This is a genomic window from Massilia rubra (assembly GCF_011682065.1).
Taxonomy (GTDB): Bacteria; Pseudomonadota; Gammaproteobacteria; order Burkholderiales; family Burkholderiaceae_D; genus Telluria_A; species Telluria_A rubra.
Genome location: NZ_VUYU01000011.1, coordinates 125,836 through 140,059 on the forward strand (window position 1 = coordinate 125,836; position 14,224 = coordinate 140,059).

Genomic DNA, 14,224 nt, shown 5'->3' on the forward strand with positions numbered 1-14,224 from the left:
CTTGTGGAAGCTGGAAATGACAAGAATTTATGCGCACTTACTAATGCTTCATGCCTTCGGCCATGCGGCCGAGCACGATTGCCAGCGCCGCGCCGCCGATGGTCTTGACCAGGGTCGGATGCTCGGCGTAAAAGTCGCCCATGCGGTCGACGATGCTTGGGTTGTTGCGTTCGGCGTCTTCCGCGATCTGCTGGACTTGCTCGGGCGTGAGCTGGGCCGCTTGTTCCGGCGTAATCGCGGCCGGCGTCTCGCCGCCACGGAACAGGTTGCCGAGAGCGCCGCCCGCGATCGAGCTGAGCAGGCCAGGGCCGACGTTGCTGATCAGCTGGTTGAGCATGCCGGCGCGCTGGTTGGCGTCGCTGTGGCCGAACAGTTGGCCGATCATTTGCGGGAACGGCGGCGTCTGGTCGGAACGCAATGCCTCCGACACGCCCTGAGCCACCGTGCTACGCGGCGCGTTCTGCGCGACCTGGTCGAAGTCGTCGTCCACGGCACGCCCGCCATTGTTGCCGGCAGCGCCGCCCAGGTATTGCTGTAACAGATTGCCTAGATCGAAAGCCATATAACCTCCACTGAAATTGAGAAGACCAGCGCTGACAGTGAGCGCGAAGCCGATGCCGGAGCTTAGGCCGGCGCGTCCATGGCATCTGTACGCCAGCGCACCGTTGGAGGCTGAAATTTGCTTATCGGGCAAGTTTACTCTATTTACGGGAAATGGTTGCGTGGCAAGCCGGCGCACTCTAAGCTGGCGCTTTTTCACGCTCCTGCCGATGCCCTATTTGTCGATCCTGTTGTTTGGCGCCGTGTTCGCGGGCGCCGTGCTCGCCTGGCATGTTCCGCTGTGGGCGGGCGCGCTGTACCTGCCCGCCAGCGTCGTTTGCTTCGTCGTCTACGCGCGCGACAAGGCGGCGGCGCGCGCCGCACAGCGCCGTACCCCGGAACGGACCCTTCTGCTGCTCGGACTGCTGTGCGGCTGGCCGGGCGCGGTGCTGGCCCAGCAGTGGCTGCGGCACAAGTCGTCCAAGCGGCCGTTTCAAATGGCGTTCTGGGCGACGGTGCTGTGCAATATGGCCGCCTTTGTTTATCTCGTTTCGCCGCTGTCGTTCGTGCGCATGCTGTAAGCGGCACGCTGGCGCACGTTCAGAACGGGATCACCCGTGCCGCCAGCCGCGCGGCGCCGTGCTGCTCCACGCGGCGAACCAGGTCTTTGGCCCGCTGCGGCTGCTCGTCCGGCGTGCCATTGCCGAAGGGTGGGGCGGGATAGTATTCGATGCCGAGCTGAATTGTTCGGGCCAGTTGTTCGCCGCCAATCAAGGCCGCGAGGAAGAGGGCGGCATCGATGCTGGCCGATACGCCCGCGCCGGTAATGAGCTTGCCATCGCGCTGGTAGCGTTCGGTGCCGACCAGCGCGCCATACGCGGCGACATGTTCGCGCGCGAACCAGTTGGTGGTCACCTTCTTGCCCTTGAGTAGCCCGGCGGCGCCTAGGATTTCGGCGCCGTTGCAGATGCTGAGCGTCCAGGTGGTGGTCGGGTGCAGGCGCCGCACGCAGGCCATCAGCGCCGCGTTGCCGAGCGCGGCGGCCACGCCGGGGCCGCCCGGCACGTACAGGATGTCGGTCGAATCGAGCTGGTCGAAGCTGCGGTAGGCGGCCATGCCGAGGCGGCCGGTGTCGCTGGCGACCAGTCCGCGATGGTTGGAGACGAACTCGACTTCCATGGCGGGCATGTTCGCCAGCACTTCATAGCCGCCCACCACGTCCAGCGCGGTAAAGCCGTCGAACAGCAAAATCGATAATCGCATAAGTTTCTCCTGTCGTGAGTCCTCATTGTCGGCTTGCGCGCCAGCGCGCGGAAGTGGCGATATCGCCATCTTTCATGGCATACTCGCCAAATGAAAACCAAGCGCATCGCGATGTTGGCGTACCACGGCTGCATGGGCATGGAAGTGTTCGGCCTGTGCGATACCTTGTTGCTGGCCAACCGGGTCGGCGCCGCGCTCGACGCGGCCGCGCCGCCCCTGTTCGAGGTCATCGTTACCAGCCTCGGCGGTGGACAGGTCAGGGCGGCGGGCGGCATTCCGATCGGCACGCGCAAACCGGTCGCCGCGCCGGACTTGCTGGTGGTGCCGGGCATGGAGCTGGCCGACCGTCATGGCTGCATGGCGACGATCGATGCGCTGGCCCCCGAGGTTGCCTATCTCGCCAGGGCGTTCGCGCGCGGCACGCCGGTGGCCGCCGTGTGCGTGGGCGCATTCCTGCTGGGCGATGCCGGCTTGCTGGACGGGCGCCGCGCCACCACCTCATGGCTGTTCGCGCCCGACCTTGCGCGGCGCTTTCCGGCGGCCAGGGTCGATCCGGCGGCCATGCTGGTCGACGATGGCGGGGTGACCACGACCGGCTCGTTTACCGCCACCTTCGACCTGGCGCTGCACCTGGTCAGGCAGAGCGCGAGCGCCAGGGTGCAGCGGGCCGTGGTGCGCATGGGTTTGCTGGACGAGGGGCGCACCAGCCAGGCGCCCTTCGTCGATACGCGCATGCTGGCGCGGCCCGAAGGCACGTTCGCCGCCAGCGTATGCGCCTGGCTCGATCAGCGCCTGGCCGCGCCGTACGACCTCAAGGGGATCGCGGCGGCGTTTCACGTCAGCGACCGCACCTTGCTGCGCCGGGTGAAGGACGAAACGGGGCAAACGCCGCTGGCGTATTTGCAGCAGGCCCGCGTCGGCAAGGCCAAGGTGCTGCTGGAGTCGACCTCGCTGAGCGTGGCGCAGGTGACGGAACGGGTCGGTTACGCCGATGCGGCTACCTTCGGCGCGCTGTTCAAGCGCCACGTCGGGCAGTCGCCGGCCGGGTACCGGCGCCGTTTTTGCGCGGCCAAGGGGGACGGCGGCAAATCAACCCAATAAAATGCTTTATGATAAGGTGCACCTATGTGGAACTACCCCAAATTCCTGGCCCATCGCGGCGGCGGCAAGCTGGCGCCTGAAAATACCATCGCCGGCCTGCGTTGCGGCTTCGCGCACGGCTTTCGTGCGGTCGAGTTCGATGTCATGCTGGCGCGCGACGGCGTGCCCGTCGTCATGCACGACCCCTACCTCGGGCGCACCGTCGCCGGCTCCGGCAATGTGTTCGATTACGACGCCGCCGAGCTGGTCGCCATGGACGCTGGCAACTGGTTCGGCGCCGGGTTTCGTGGCGAAACGGTGCCGCTGTTCACCCAGGTCGTCCAGTTCTGCAAGGACCACGGCATCTGGATGAATATCGAGATCAAGCCCGCCCCCGGCTTCGAGGAGCAAACGGGCAGGGTGGTTGCCAGCCTCACGCGCGCCCTGTTCGGACTCGAGATCGCCCAGGACAACCCGCGCCGGGTGCCGTTGCTGTCGTCTTTCAGCCCGGTGGCGCTGGCGGCCGCCATGCAGGCCGCGCCCGACCTGCCGCGCGCCTTGCTGCTCGACCGCCTCGAGCAAGGCTGGCAAGACCAGGCCGGCGCGCTGCGGGCGCTGGCGATCCACACCAACCACAAGCACTTGACCCAAGCGCTGGCGCAGCAGGTCAAGGATGCCGGCTACGGCCTGTTTTGCTACACCGTCAACGATGCGGCGCGCGCGCGCGAGATCCTGGGGTGGGGGGTGGACGCCTTCTGCACCGACCGGATCGACCTGATCGGGCCCGATTTCGCGTAAGCCACGGCCGGCATAGCCTGGCCCGGTGTTTACTCCGGTTCCATACGCTATAATCGTTTTTTTATAGCATGCTGCCTTCTTACGCCCATACGACATGAAATCATCCGAAATCCGCGACAAATTCCTGAAGTTCTTCGAATCCAAAGGCCATACGATTGTCCGTTCGAGTTCACTCGTACCGGGCAACGATCCGACCCTGATGCTGACCAACAGCGGCATGGTGCAGTTCAAGGATGTGTTTACCGGCACCGACAGCCGTCCGTACACCCGCGCCACCTCGGTGCAGCGCTGCGTGCGCGCCGGCGGCAAGCACAATGACCTGGAAAACGTCGGCTACACCGCGCGTCACCACACCTTCTTCGAAATGCTGGGTAACTTCAGCTTCGGCGACTACTTCAAGCGCGACGCCATCAACTACGCGTGGGAGCTGCTGACCAAGGTGTACGGCCTGCCGTCCGAGAAGCTGACCGTCACCGTCTACATGGAAGACGATGAAGCCTACGACATCTGGGCCAACGAAGTGGGTGTGCCGAAAGAGCGCATCATCCGCATCGGCGACAACAAGGGCGCGCGCTACGCGTCGGACAATTTCTGGCAGATGGCCGACACCGGCCCGTGCGGCCCGTGCACCGAGATCTTCTACGACCATGGCGCCGACATTCCCGGCGGCCCGCCAGGCTCGCCCGACGAAGACGGCGACCGCTTCATCGAAATCTGGAACCTGGTGTTCATGCAGTTCAACCGCGACGAAGCGGGCGTCATGCACAAGCTGCCGAAACCGTGCGTCGATACCGGCATGGGCATGGAGCGCCTGGCCGCCGTGCTGCAGCACGTGCATTCGAACTACGAGATCGACCTGTTCCAGGCATTGATCAAGGCGGCCGCGCGCGAAACCGGCGCCACCGACCTCGAAAACAAATCGCTGCGCGTGATCGCGGACCACATCCGCGCGTCGGCCTTCATGATCGTCGACGGCGTCATTCCGGGCAGCGAGGGGCGTGCCTACGTCCTGCGCCGCATCATCCGCCGCGCGCTGCGCCACGGCCACAAGCTCGGCCAGGCCAAGCCGTTCTTCTTCAAGTTGGTGGAAGACCTGAACATCGAGATGGGCGCGGCCTATCCGGAACTGGCCGCGGTCAAGAAGCGCGTCGCCGACATGATCGAAGCCGAAGAAATCAATTTCGGCCGGACGCTCGAAAACGGCATGAAAGTGCTGGAAGCGCAGCTGGCCAAGAACCCCGGCAAGCTCGATGGCGCCACCGGCTTCCTGTTGTACGGCACCTATGGCTTCCCGCTCGACCTGACCGCCGACATCTGCCGCGAGCGCGGCATCGACTTCGATGAAGCGGGCTTCCACGAATCCATGAAGCGTGACAAGGAAAACGGCGGCGGCATCGCTGGCGTCAAGCAGAAAAACGTCGAATACACGGGCGAGAAAAACAAGTTCGTCGGTTACGACAGCCTGGCGCACGCCAGCCGCGTGGTGGCCCTGTACGCCGACGGCAGCGCGGTGCGGGAACTGGCGGCCGGCCAGAGCGGCATCGTGGTGCTCGACACCACCCCGTTCTACGCCGAATCGGGCGGCCAGGTGGGCGACCAGGGCGTGCTCGCGTCCGATGGCGCCACGTTCGCCGTGCAGGACACCCTCAAGGTGCAGGCCGACGTCTTCGGTCACCACGGCGTGCTGACGACCGGCGTGCTCAAAGTGGGCGATGCGGTCAACGCCAACGTGGACGAAGCCAGGCGCGCGCGCACCATCCGCAATCACTCGGCAACGCACCTGATGCACAAGGCGCTGCGCGAAGTGCTGGGCGAGCATGTGGCGCAAAAAGGCTCGGTGGTCGATCCGGACCGTACCCGTTTCGACTTTTCGCACAACGCGCCGCTGACGGTGGACCAGATTGCGCAGGTCGAAGTCATCGTCAACCGCGAGATCCTCGAAAACCACGCCACCGCCGCGCATAACATGACGTTTGACGACGCCGTCAAGCATGGCGCGATGGCGCTGTTCGGCGAAAAATACGGCGACGAAGTGCGCGTGCTCGACATCGGCTCGTCCAAAGAGTTGTGCGGTGGCGTCCACGTGGGCCGTACCGGCGACATCGGTCTTTTCAAGATCATCGGTGAAGGCGGCGTCGCCGCCGGCATCCGCCGCGTCGAAGCGGTCACCGGCGAAGGCGCGCTGGCGCTGGTGCAGTCGCTCAACCGCCGCGTGCAGGAAGCGGCCGGCGCGCTGAAAACCACCCCGGACGAACTGAGCAGCCGCATCGCGCAGGTGCAGGATCATGTCAAGTCGCTGGAAAAAGAACTGGCCGCCCTCAAGTCGAAACTGGCGGCAGGGCAGGGCGATGAGCTGGTGACCAAGGCAGTCGATGTGAACGGCATCAAGGTCGTCGCAGCGGTGCTGGAAGGCGCCGACTCGGCACGCCTGCTCGAAACGCTGGACAAGCTGAAAGACAAGCTGAAAACGGCGGCCATCGTGCTGGCCAGCGTGGCCGACGGCAAGGTGAGCCTGATTGCCGGCGTGACGGCCGATGCGACGTCCAAGGTCAAGGCGGGCGAGCTGGTGAACTTTGTCGCGCAACAGGTGGGCGGCAAGGGCGGCGGACGTCCGGACATGGCGCGTGCCGGCGGCACCGATCCGAGCGGCCTGGGTGCGGCCCTGGCTGGCGTGACGGCGTGGGTGGCCGAGCGCGCGTAAGCGTTAGCCGCTGCGCTCACATCCGTCTCCCCCGCGAAGGCGGGGGTCCATAGCACATCACCTATGAGTAGATGTGCTATGGGCCCCCGCCTTCGCGGGGGAGACGACGGACGCGTCGGCCGGCGGTGGATGCGCGCCGGCGCCGTAGCTAACCATACGTCACAGTACGGCGTCTACCGGCTGACAAAGTCCTTCAGACGATTCTTACACGCAGCTTACAACTTCAGTTGCAGTTCCGTTATTGTCGTTGTGACCATGCAACAAGCAATTTTAATATTGGTGCGGTGCGTCAAATTTGCGGATTTGGAGTATATTTGTTGGGTGAGTAGTCTAATCCACCCTAAGAGCAAGCGATGAGCGATACAACTTTCGACAGCGAGATCATGGAATACCAGAAGGAACTCGACGCACGGGGACTCAATTGCCCACTGCCGATCCTGAAGGCCAAGAAGGCGCTCGCGGAAATGGAAACCGGCGAAGTGCTGCGCATCGTTGCCACCGATACCGGCTCCGTGCGTGACTTCCAGGCCTTTGCCAAGCAGACCGGCAATGCACTCGTTTCCCACACCCAGAACGGCCGCGAATTCATCTTTTTGATGCGCCGCAAATAAGTGCCCGGACGGGGCAGCGCACCGGCACGCCCCGAGATTTTCCTCAGACAATTTCCCAATTTCATGACAAAGACCGATGATTAGGTGTTTTCCTCTAGTTAAAAATCGCACGATCGTGCTTAAATTTAGCGGGAAAACGGTTTTTCTCTTATAATCTAGGCCACTTTAGTCAAGTCACCCTATTCATTCTTCCAAAGGCACCCCTATGAAAGTCCTGGTTCCCGTCAAACGCGTGGTCGACTACAACGTCAAAGTGCGCGTGAAATCCGACGGCAGCGGCGTCGATATCGCCAATGTCAAAATGTCGATGAATCCTTTCGACGAGATCGCGCTGGAAGAAGCGATGCGCCTGAAAGAAGCCGGCAAGGTCACCGAAGTGGTGGCCGTGTCCTGCGGCGTGACGCAGTGCCAGGAAACCCTGCGCACCGGCATGGCCATTGGCGCCGACCGCGGCATCCTGGTCGAAACGAGCGCCGAGCTCGAACCGCTGGCCGTGGCCAAGCTGCTCAAGGCGCTGGCCGACAAGGAGCAACCGCAGCTGATCATCCTGGGCAAGCAAGCCATCGATGACGACTCGAACCAGACCGGCCAGATGCTGGCCGCCCTGCTGGGCTGGCCGCAAGCGACGTTCGCCTCGAAAGTCGTGCTGGAAGACGGCAAAGTGACCGTCACGCGCGAAGTCGACGGCGGCCTGGAAACGCTGTCGCTCACCCTGCCGGCGATCGTCACGACCGACCTGCGCCTGAACGAGCCGCGTTATGTCACGCTGCCGAACATCATGAAGGCCAAGAAAAAGCCGCTCGACGTGGTCAAGCCGGAAGAGCTGGGCGTCGATATCGCCCCGCGCCTGAAGACCCTGAAAGTCGTCGAGCCAGCCAAGCGTTCGGCCGGCATCAAGGTGCCGGATGCGGCGACCCTGGTCGCCAAGCTGCGCACCGAAGCCAAAGTTATCTGATCGCGGCCTGGCCGTCTCACCTAAAAATACAGGAAAAATCATGGTCGCATTAGTCATTGCTGAACACGACAACGCCTCCCTCAAGGGAAGCACCCACCACACCGTCACCGCTGCCATCCAATGCGGCGGCGAAGTGCACATCCTCGTTGCTGGCAGCAACTGCGGCGGCGCAGCGGCGCAAGCGGCCGCCATCGCCGGCGTGACCAAGGTATTGGTCGCCGACGCCCCTCACCACGCCGACGGCCTGGCCGAAAACGTGGCCGAGCAGGTCCTGGGCCTGGCGGCGTCGTACTCGCACATCCTGGCGCCGGCAACCGCGTACGGCAAAAACATTTTGCCGCGCGTGGCCGCCAAGCTGGACGTGGCGCAGATCTCCGAGATCACCAAGGTCGATTCGCCGGACACCTTCGAGCGTCCTATCTACGCCGGCAACGCCATCGCCACCGTGCAGTCGTCGGACAAGATCAAGGTCATCACCGTGCGCACCACCGGTTTCGATTCGGCTGCGGCCGAAGGCGGCTCGGCTGCCACCGAAGCCATCGGCGCGGTTGCCGATTCGGGCAAGTCGACCTTTGTGGGCCGCGAACTGGCCAAGTCGGATCGTCCTGAACTGACCGCCGCGAAAATCATCGTTTCCGGTGGCCGCGGCATGGGCTCGGGCGACAACTTCAAGATCCTCGAGCCGCTGGCCGACAAGCTCAATGCCGCCATGGGCGCCTCGCGCGCAGCGGTCGACGCCGGCTTCGTGCCGAACGACTGGCAGGTTGGCCAGACCGGCAAGATCGTCGCGCCATCGCTGTACATCGCGGTCGGCATCTCCGGCGCCATCCAGCATCTGGCCGGCATGAAGGATTCGAAGACCATCGTCGCGATCAACAAGGATCCGGAAGCGCCGATCTTCTCGGTAGCCGACTACGGCATCGTGGGCGATCTGTTCGAGGTCGTGCCTGACCTGGTCAAGCAACTCGGCTAACGCCGCGTCGGCTAAGCCGCAAAGCATCCGCAGTAAACACCTGTAGGGTGGGCACGGGAACCCTGTGCCCACCCTACACGTCCATTGGAAGTGCAATTTTAGGAGATCAAGGTGACTTACAAAGCCCCGCTGAAAGACATGCTGTTCGTGATGAACGAACTGGCCGGACTGTCCACCGTCAACACGCTGCCCGGTTGCGAAGACGCCACCGCCGACACGGTCGAAGCAGTCCTCGAAGAAAACGCGAAATTCTGCGCCAACGTGGTCGCGCCGCTGAACCATGCCAGCGACAAGGAGCCGAGCTTCTGGCACGACGGCCAGGTAACGACCTCCAAGGGCTTCAAAGAGGCCTTCAAGGGCTTTGCCGAAGCCGGCTGGCAGGGTGTGCAGCATCCGGTCGATTTCGGCGGCCAGGGCTTGCCCAAGCTGGTGGCCACGCCCTGCATCGAGATGCTCAACGCGTCGAGCATTTCGTTCGCGCTGGTGGCCTTGCTGTCGGACGGCGCGATCGAAGCGCTGCTGACCGCTGGTTCGGACGAGCAGAAGGCGACCTACCTGGAGCCGCTGGTGTCGGGCAAATGGACCGGCACCATGAACCTGACCGAGCCGCAGGCCGGCTCCGACCTGGCCGCCGTGCGCACGCGCGCCGTGCCGCAGGGCGACGGCACCTACAAGGTGTTCGGCACCAAGATCTTCATCACCTACGGTGAGCACGACCTGACCGAGAACATCGTGCACCTGGTGCTGGCGCGCACGCCGGACGCGCCAGCGGGCGTGAAGGGCATTTCGCTGTTCATCGTGCCGAAGTTCCTGGTCAACGCCGACGGCTCGCTGGGCGCGCGCAACGACGCGCACTGCGTCTCGATCGAGCACAAGCTCGGCATCAAGGCCAGCCCCACCGCGGTGCTGCAGTTCGGCGACAACGGCGGCGCGATCGGCACCCTGGTCGGCGAAGAAAATCGCGGCCTCGAATACATGTTCATCATGATGAACGCGGCGCGCTTCGGCGTGGGCTTGCAGGGCATTGGCCTGGCCGAGCGTTCGTACCAGCAGGCCGTGGCCTTCGCCAAGGACCGCGTGCAGTCGCGCGACCTTGCCGGTTCGGCCGGCCCGGTATCGATCATCCACCACCCTGACGTGCGCCGCATGCTGATGTCGATGCGCTCGCAGGTCGAGGCGGCGCGCGCGCTGGCGTATGTGGGCGCGGGCATCAGCGACGTCGCTCACCACCACCAAGACGCGGCCGTGCGCGCGTCCAACCTGGCGGTGTACGAGTACCTGGTGCCGATCATCAAAGGCTGGTCGACCGAAATGTCGCAGGACGTCACGCGCGACGGCGTGCAGGTTCACGGCGGCATGGGCTTCATCGAAGAAACCGGCGCGGCGCAGCACTACCGCGACGCCAAGATCCTGACGATCTACGAAGGCACGACCGCGATCCAGGCGAACGACCTGGTGGGCCGCAAGACGGTGCGCGACGGCGGCGCCGTGGCCAAGTCGATCATCGGCCAGGTGCGCGAGACCGAGGCGCTGCTGGCGGCGCAAGAGGGCGCCGACTTCAAGGCGATCCATCGCGCGCTGGTCGACGGCAGCGTGGCGCTCGAAGCGGTGGTGGAGTACGTCGCCGCGAACATGAAGAGCGACATCAAGGGCGTGTTTTCGGGCAGCGTGCTGTATCTGAAGCTGGCCGGGATTGTGCTCGGTGGCTGGGTGATGGCGCGCGCGGCGTTGGTGGCGCAGGCCAAAATCGACGGCGGCGCTGGCGACGCGGGCTTTTACAAGGCCAAGATCGCCACGGCGCGCTTCTTTGCGGATCATATCCTGACCCAAGCGTCGGGATTGCGCATCGCGATTGTGGAAGGTAGCGCAGGGGTGCTGGCGCTGACGGAAGACCAGTTCTAAGCAAGCCGCACCACTAGCTCGTCGTCTCCACCACCCCGTCGTTCCCGGCCTCGGCGGCCCCCTTGGCGGGAACCCAAGTTCGTGCTGCTAAAGGCGGATCAGCAAAATTGGGTTCCCGCCGAGGGCCGCCTTGGCGCGGGAACGACGGGGGTAGGGATTTGGTCTTTATGAGCGCCGAATCGAATTACCCGCATTGCGCACGCGATCCCCGCGCTGCATCCCCGGCTGGTTGTTGAACCTGAACGAGCGGCGCTGGCCGTTGTCGTACTGGACATCCACCGTCCACACCGTGCGCGCATTGGCGCGTTCCTGGATCTTCTTGCCCGCATACGCACCACCGATCGCACCGGCCACGGTGGCAACCGTGCGTCCCGAACCGCTGCCGACCTGATTGCCCAGCAGCCCGCCCACGGCGCCGCCGCCAACCACGCCCAGCGCATTGGCCTGGCCATTCTGGCGCGCGCTGTGCACCGCCGTCACCTTGCCGCAGTCGCGGCATACCGCCCGCGCGTCATTGCGACGGTCGTCACGGTCGCCGCCGCGTGCCGCCGCCAGCGCGCGGTTGTTCTCGGCCTTCGCCGCGCGCAGGCATTTCATGCGCTGGCCGTCGTTGCGCTCGTCGTTGCAGATCTCGCGGTCCTGCGCGTACTGCGTATCGGCGGCACGCAACTGCGCCGACGACGCCTGCGCCGAGCCCGTCACGCTGCCCAGCGCCAGTACCAGCGCCAGCGTCAAATTGAGTTTCATCATTTTCTTCTCCTGATCGGTTTGTCGTGCTCGCCAACGAGCGGCATGCCGCATTGTAGATCACTTGGAACAGCAATTATTCGCGGCAAGGATGTGCTTCGCCCGCGCCCATCTGTTTATAATCGCAAGATAGTCTTTACATCCCACGCTCGCCTTATCCAACAGGACATATCTTGAACATTCATCAATACGCAGTGCGCCTTCCGGCAGCCCTGGCCATCGCTACCCTGTTCGCCGCCTGCGGCGGCGGCGGCGGCAATCCGAGCAACGTCCCCGGCAAGGTCGACACCCCGACGCCGACACCGACGCCCACTCCCACGCCCACGCCGGGCGATGTCAAGCCAGATGGCTGCAAGGCCTATATCGTGGCCGACAAAACCGTCGCTGCCGGCAAGGCCGGCGGCGCCAGCGTGCTCTCGTGCGGCGGCCCGCTGGCCGATGTGAGCTGGAGCCAGGTGAGCGGTCCGGCGGTCACGCTGCAAGCGGCGCGCAGCCCGACCGTGTCGTTCGAAACGCGCGAGAAGGGCGTGATCGTCCTGCGCGCAGATGTCACCCTGGCCGACGGCGCGCGCCTGTCGCTCTCGACCGAGGTGACCGTGGGCGACGCCCCGGCCGGCAGCTTCATCAACCTGCGCGCCGACCATTCCGTGCGTCCCAACGTGCAAACCTCGGTGCGCGCCTGGCCGACCCTGACCGGCGGCGACACCATCGCCAGCATCGTCTGGACCCAGGTCAGCGGCCCGGCCGTGACGATGGACGCCAAGGACCAGTTGCTGATGTTCAAGGCGCCCGCCTCCGGCACCGACGTGGCGCTGCGTTTCCGCGCCACCATGACCACCAGCAGCGGCCTGAAGGACAGCGACGACGTGTTGATCAGCCTCGACCAGCAGGTGCCCGGCAACCCCGACACCCTGTTCAGCACGCCCACCGCGCGCGTGCATCCGTACCGCCAGGCCAGCGCCTACGCCGGCGTGCTGGTCAAGTGTACTTACGACGTCAAGGTGTACTACGATACGTCGTCCAACAACACCCTGTGCCGCGCGCAGGAGCTGCCGCCGCTGCAGACCGAAGCGGGCGTGGGCGTGGTGCCGAGCGTGGCCCAGATCATGGGCCGGGTGCTGGTGTCGCATGACTTCCTGGGCGCCAATTTCGAGCAGTTCCTGCTGACCCAGGACCCCAACAGCGACTTCCGCCGCCTGCTGGCGAGCACGTCCGCCATCGTGATCGGCTCGCATGTGCGGCCGAGTTTCTACAGCGCCGGCACCGGGGCGATTTACCTGGACGCCAACAACCTGTGGCTGAGCGCCGAGCAGCGCGACGTGGTCACCGAGGTGCCCGATTACCGCTCCGCCTTCGACGACGACCTGAACTTCATTCCGCTGGGCCGTTCGGTGAAAAACAACGAGCAGGCGCGCCGCAGCTATCCATCGACCACGCGCGTGACGCGCACCACGGAAGACTTGCTGTACGACCTGGGCCGCTTGCTGTACCACGAGCTGGCGCACGCCAACGACTTCCTGCCGTCGGTCAACCGCGCCGTCAATCCGCAGCGCTCGATCTGGGAAAACATCGCCGAGCGCGTCGGCAGCCGCACGCTGCCGTCGGACGCGCTGGCGATGCAGTATCCGCTGCAGTCGGCCGAAATGCTGGCCATGGGGCAGGTGCTGTACCAGGGTGAGACGGCCACGGCGGTGCAGAAGTCCTACACGGCGGCCGAGATCGGCGGTTTCTTCGGCGCCGACCGCGCATCGGACGACTACGCCTACTCGGTCAACAAGGGCGACAGTTCGCGCGAGGACCTGGCGATGCTGTTCGAGGAATTCATGATGAGCTACCGCCATAACGTGCGCTACGACGTGGCCTATGCCAACCAGACCACCGGCAGCGAGCCGATCATCGGCTGGGGCCAGCGCGGACGCATCGGCGAGGCGGCCATCAGGCCGCGCGTCAAGCTGGTGTTGGAGCGCATTGCGCCGTGGATCGACGTGACCGCCGTGGACCGCCTGCCGGCGCCCCTCATGATGAGGCCGGGCGCGAGCTGGGAAGCGAATCTGGTGCTCAATCCATCGAGCATGGCCAAGCGCTCCGCCTTGCGGATCGAGTCAAGCGAGGAGCGTGCGGCGCGCCTGAAAGGCGACATCAAGCGGCGCGAGCGGCACGGCAAGATGACGCCGGATGCGCGTCAGCCGTAGGCGCCGCCGGTGCTGATCAGGTCGAACAGGCGGGCGAGGGTGGAGATGCCCATCGTCGCCGCCACCAGCATTGTGCAAACCAACAACACTGCCAGTGGCCAGTTCGATTCCGACTTGCGGCCTGAGCCGGCGTTGAAGGCGGCGTCGAACTTCTCGTCGGGCATCAGGCCGATCACCAGCGCTTCGATGCAGCCGACGATGGCCGAGACGACCAGCGGCAGGATCTTGAAGAACCAGTTGGCCTCGGGCACGAGGCCAATGACCAGCCCGGCAACGGGCAGGCTGGCCACGTGCAGCAGGCCCAGCTTGTCGAGGCTGCCGCGCAGGTAAAAGCGGTGCGCGCCGAGGGCGCCCAGGATCAGGGCGAGGAAGCTGGCGAAGGTTTTGTTTTTGTGCGATGGGGACATGAGGCGGTCGAGGGATGCGGGAAAGCTGGCAGTATCGGTCAATTCCGCAAGGAAC

General features: G+C 64.8%; 13 protein-coding genes. 9 read left to right on the forward strand and 4 right to left on the reverse strand.

Annotation, left to right across the window (positions count from 1 at the left end; all coding sequences use genetic code 11):
* Window positions 1-40: 40 nt before the first annotated feature.
* The gene (locus F0185_RS18035; protein ID WP_167226689.1) at window positions 41-562 is read right to left on the reverse strand and encodes a hypothetical protein; all 522 of its coding nucleotides are present in this window, start codon (window positions 560-562) and stop codon (window positions 41-43) included.
* A gap of 103 nt (window positions 563-665) precedes the next feature.
* Here F0185_RS18035 and F0185_RS18040 point away from each other — a divergent pair, with 103 nt between their 5' ends.
* The gene (locus F0185_RS18040; RefSeq protein ID WP_308623714.1) at window positions 666-1,121 is read left to right on the forward strand and encodes a DUF1294 domain-containing protein; all 456 of its coding nucleotides are present in this window, start codon (window positions 666-668) and stop codon (window positions 1,119-1,121) included.
* A 19-nt stretch (window positions 1,122-1,140) separates the two neighbouring features.
* Here the strand turns inward: F0185_RS18040 and F0185_RS18045 are convergent, their stop codons facing one another.
* On the reverse strand, window positions 1,141-1,803 hold the full coding sequence (locus F0185_RS18045; RefSeq protein ID WP_167226691.1) for a DJ-1/PfpI family protein: 663 nt from the start codon (window positions 1,801-1,803) through the stop codon (window positions 1,141-1,143).
* A 90-nt stretch (window positions 1,804-1,893) separates the two neighbouring features.
* On the opposite strand from F0185_RS18045, the gene F0185_RS18050 reads away from it, so the two are divergent.
* The 7 genes from F0185_RS18050 (at window position 1,894) to F0185_RS18080 (ending at window position 10,823) form a co-directional block, all read left to right on the forward strand.
* Window positions 1,894-2,904, forward strand: coding sequence for a GlxA family transcriptional regulator (locus tag F0185_RS18050; protein WP_167226693.1), 1,011 nt, complete (start codon window positions 1,894-1,896; stop codon window positions 2,902-2,904).
* A gap of 24 nt (window positions 2,905-2,928) precedes the next feature.
* The gene (gene ugpQ / locus F0185_RS18055) at window positions 2,929-3,681 is read left to right on the forward strand and encodes a glycerophosphodiester phosphodiesterase (RefSeq protein WP_167226695.1); all 753 of its coding nucleotides are present in this window, start codon (window positions 2,929-2,931) and stop codon (window positions 3,679-3,681) included.
* Window positions 3,682-3,775: 94 nt separating this feature from the next.
* Entirely contained in the window at window positions 3,776-6,382 is a 2,607-nt protein-coding gene (gene alaS, locus F0185_RS18060; protein WP_167226697.1) for an alanine--tRNA ligase, read from the forward strand.
* Window positions 6,383-6,765: 383 nt separating this feature from the next.
* A complete protein-coding gene (locus F0185_RS18065; RefSeq protein ID WP_054268154.1) occupies window positions 6,766-6,993 on the forward strand; it encodes a sulfurtransferase TusA family protein in 228 nt (75 codons plus the stop codon).
* A 205-nt stretch (window positions 6,994-7,198) separates the two neighbouring features.
* Window positions 7,199-7,948, forward strand: a complete 750-nt coding sequence (locus F0185_RS18070) for an electron transfer flavoprotein subunit beta/FixA family protein (protein WP_166896127.1) — start codon at window positions 7,199-7,201, stop codon at window positions 7,946-7,948.
* Between the two features lie 40 nt (window positions 7,949-7,988).
* Window positions 7,989-8,921, forward strand: a complete 933-nt coding sequence (locus F0185_RS18075; protein WP_167226699.1) for an electron transfer flavoprotein subunit alpha/FixB family protein — start codon at window positions 7,989-7,991, stop codon at window positions 8,919-8,921.
* Between the two features lie 111 nt (window positions 8,922-9,032).
* Window positions 9,033-10,823, forward strand: coding sequence for an acyl-CoA dehydrogenase (locus F0185_RS18080; protein WP_167226701.1), 1,791 nt, complete (start codon window positions 9,033-9,035; stop codon window positions 10,821-10,823).
* Between the two features lie 165 nt (window positions 10,824-10,988).
* On the opposite strand, the gene F0185_RS18085 is transcribed toward F0185_RS18080, so the two are convergent.
* The gene (locus F0185_RS18085; RefSeq protein WP_167226703.1) at window positions 10,989-11,573 is read right to left on the reverse strand and encodes a glycine zipper 2TM domain-containing protein; all 585 of its coding nucleotides are present in this window, start codon (window positions 11,571-11,573) and stop codon (window positions 10,989-10,991) included.
* Window positions 11,574-11,743: 170 nt separating this feature from the next.
* On the opposite strand from F0185_RS18085, the gene F0185_RS18090 reads away from it, so the two are divergent.
* Window positions 11,744-13,762 carry a hypothetical protein gene (locus F0185_RS18090; RefSeq protein ID WP_167226705.1) on the forward strand — a complete coding sequence of 673 codons (2,019 nt, stop codon included), beginning with the start codon at window positions 11,744-11,746 and terminating at the stop codon, window positions 13,760-13,762.
* Here the strand turns inward: F0185_RS18090 and F0185_RS18095 are convergent.
* Window positions 13,753-14,169, reverse strand: a complete 417-nt coding sequence (locus tag F0185_RS18095) for an NINE protein (RefSeq protein WP_167226707.1) — start codon at window positions 14,167-14,169, stop codon at window positions 13,753-13,755. The two genes, F0185_RS18090 and F0185_RS18095, sit on opposite strands and share 10 nt — an antisense overlap.
* Window positions 14,170-14,224: the final 55 nt, after the last annotated feature.

What these genes read in the sequence shown, in the direction of transcription:
- F0185_RS18035 (WP_167226689.1), bottom strand. Translation starts at nt 562, where the DNA reads ATGGCTTTCGATCTAGGCAATCTGTTACAGCAATACCTGGGCGGCGCT.
- F0185_RS18045 (WP_167226691.1), bottom strand. Translation starts at nt 1,803, where the DNA reads ATGCGATTATCGATTTTGCTGTTCGACGGCTTTACCGCGCTGGACGTG.
- F0185_RS18050 (WP_167226693.1), top strand. Translation starts at nt 1,894, where the DNA reads ATGAAAACCAAGCGCATCGCGATGTTGGCGTACCACGGCTGCATGGGC.
- ugpQ (WP_167226695.1), top strand. Translation starts at nt 2,929, where the DNA reads ATGTGGAACTACCCCAAATTCCTGGCCCATCGCGGCGGCGGCAAGCTG.
- alaS (WP_167226697.1), top strand. Translation starts at nt 3,776, where the DNA reads ATGAAATCATCCGAAATCCGCGACAAATTCCTGAAGTTCTTCGAATCC.
- F0185_RS18065 (WP_054268154.1), top strand. Translation starts at nt 6,766, where the DNA reads ATGGAATACCAGAAGGAACTCGACGCACGGGGACTCAATTGCCCACTG.
- F0185_RS18070 (WP_166896127.1), top strand. Translation starts at nt 7,199, where the DNA reads ATGAAAGTCCTGGTTCCCGTCAAACGCGTGGTCGACTACAACGTCAAA.
- F0185_RS18075 (WP_167226699.1), top strand. Translation starts at nt 7,989, where the DNA reads ATGGTCGCATTAGTCATTGCTGAACACGACAACGCCTCCCTCAAGGGA.
- F0185_RS18085 (WP_167226703.1), bottom strand. Translation starts at nt 11,573, where the DNA reads ATGATGAAACTCAATTTGACGCTGGCGCTGGTACTGGCGCTGGGCAGC.
- F0185_RS18095 (WP_167226707.1), bottom strand. Translation starts at nt 14,169, where the DNA reads ATGTCCCCATCGCACAAAAACAAAACCTTCGCCAGCTTCCTCGCCCTG.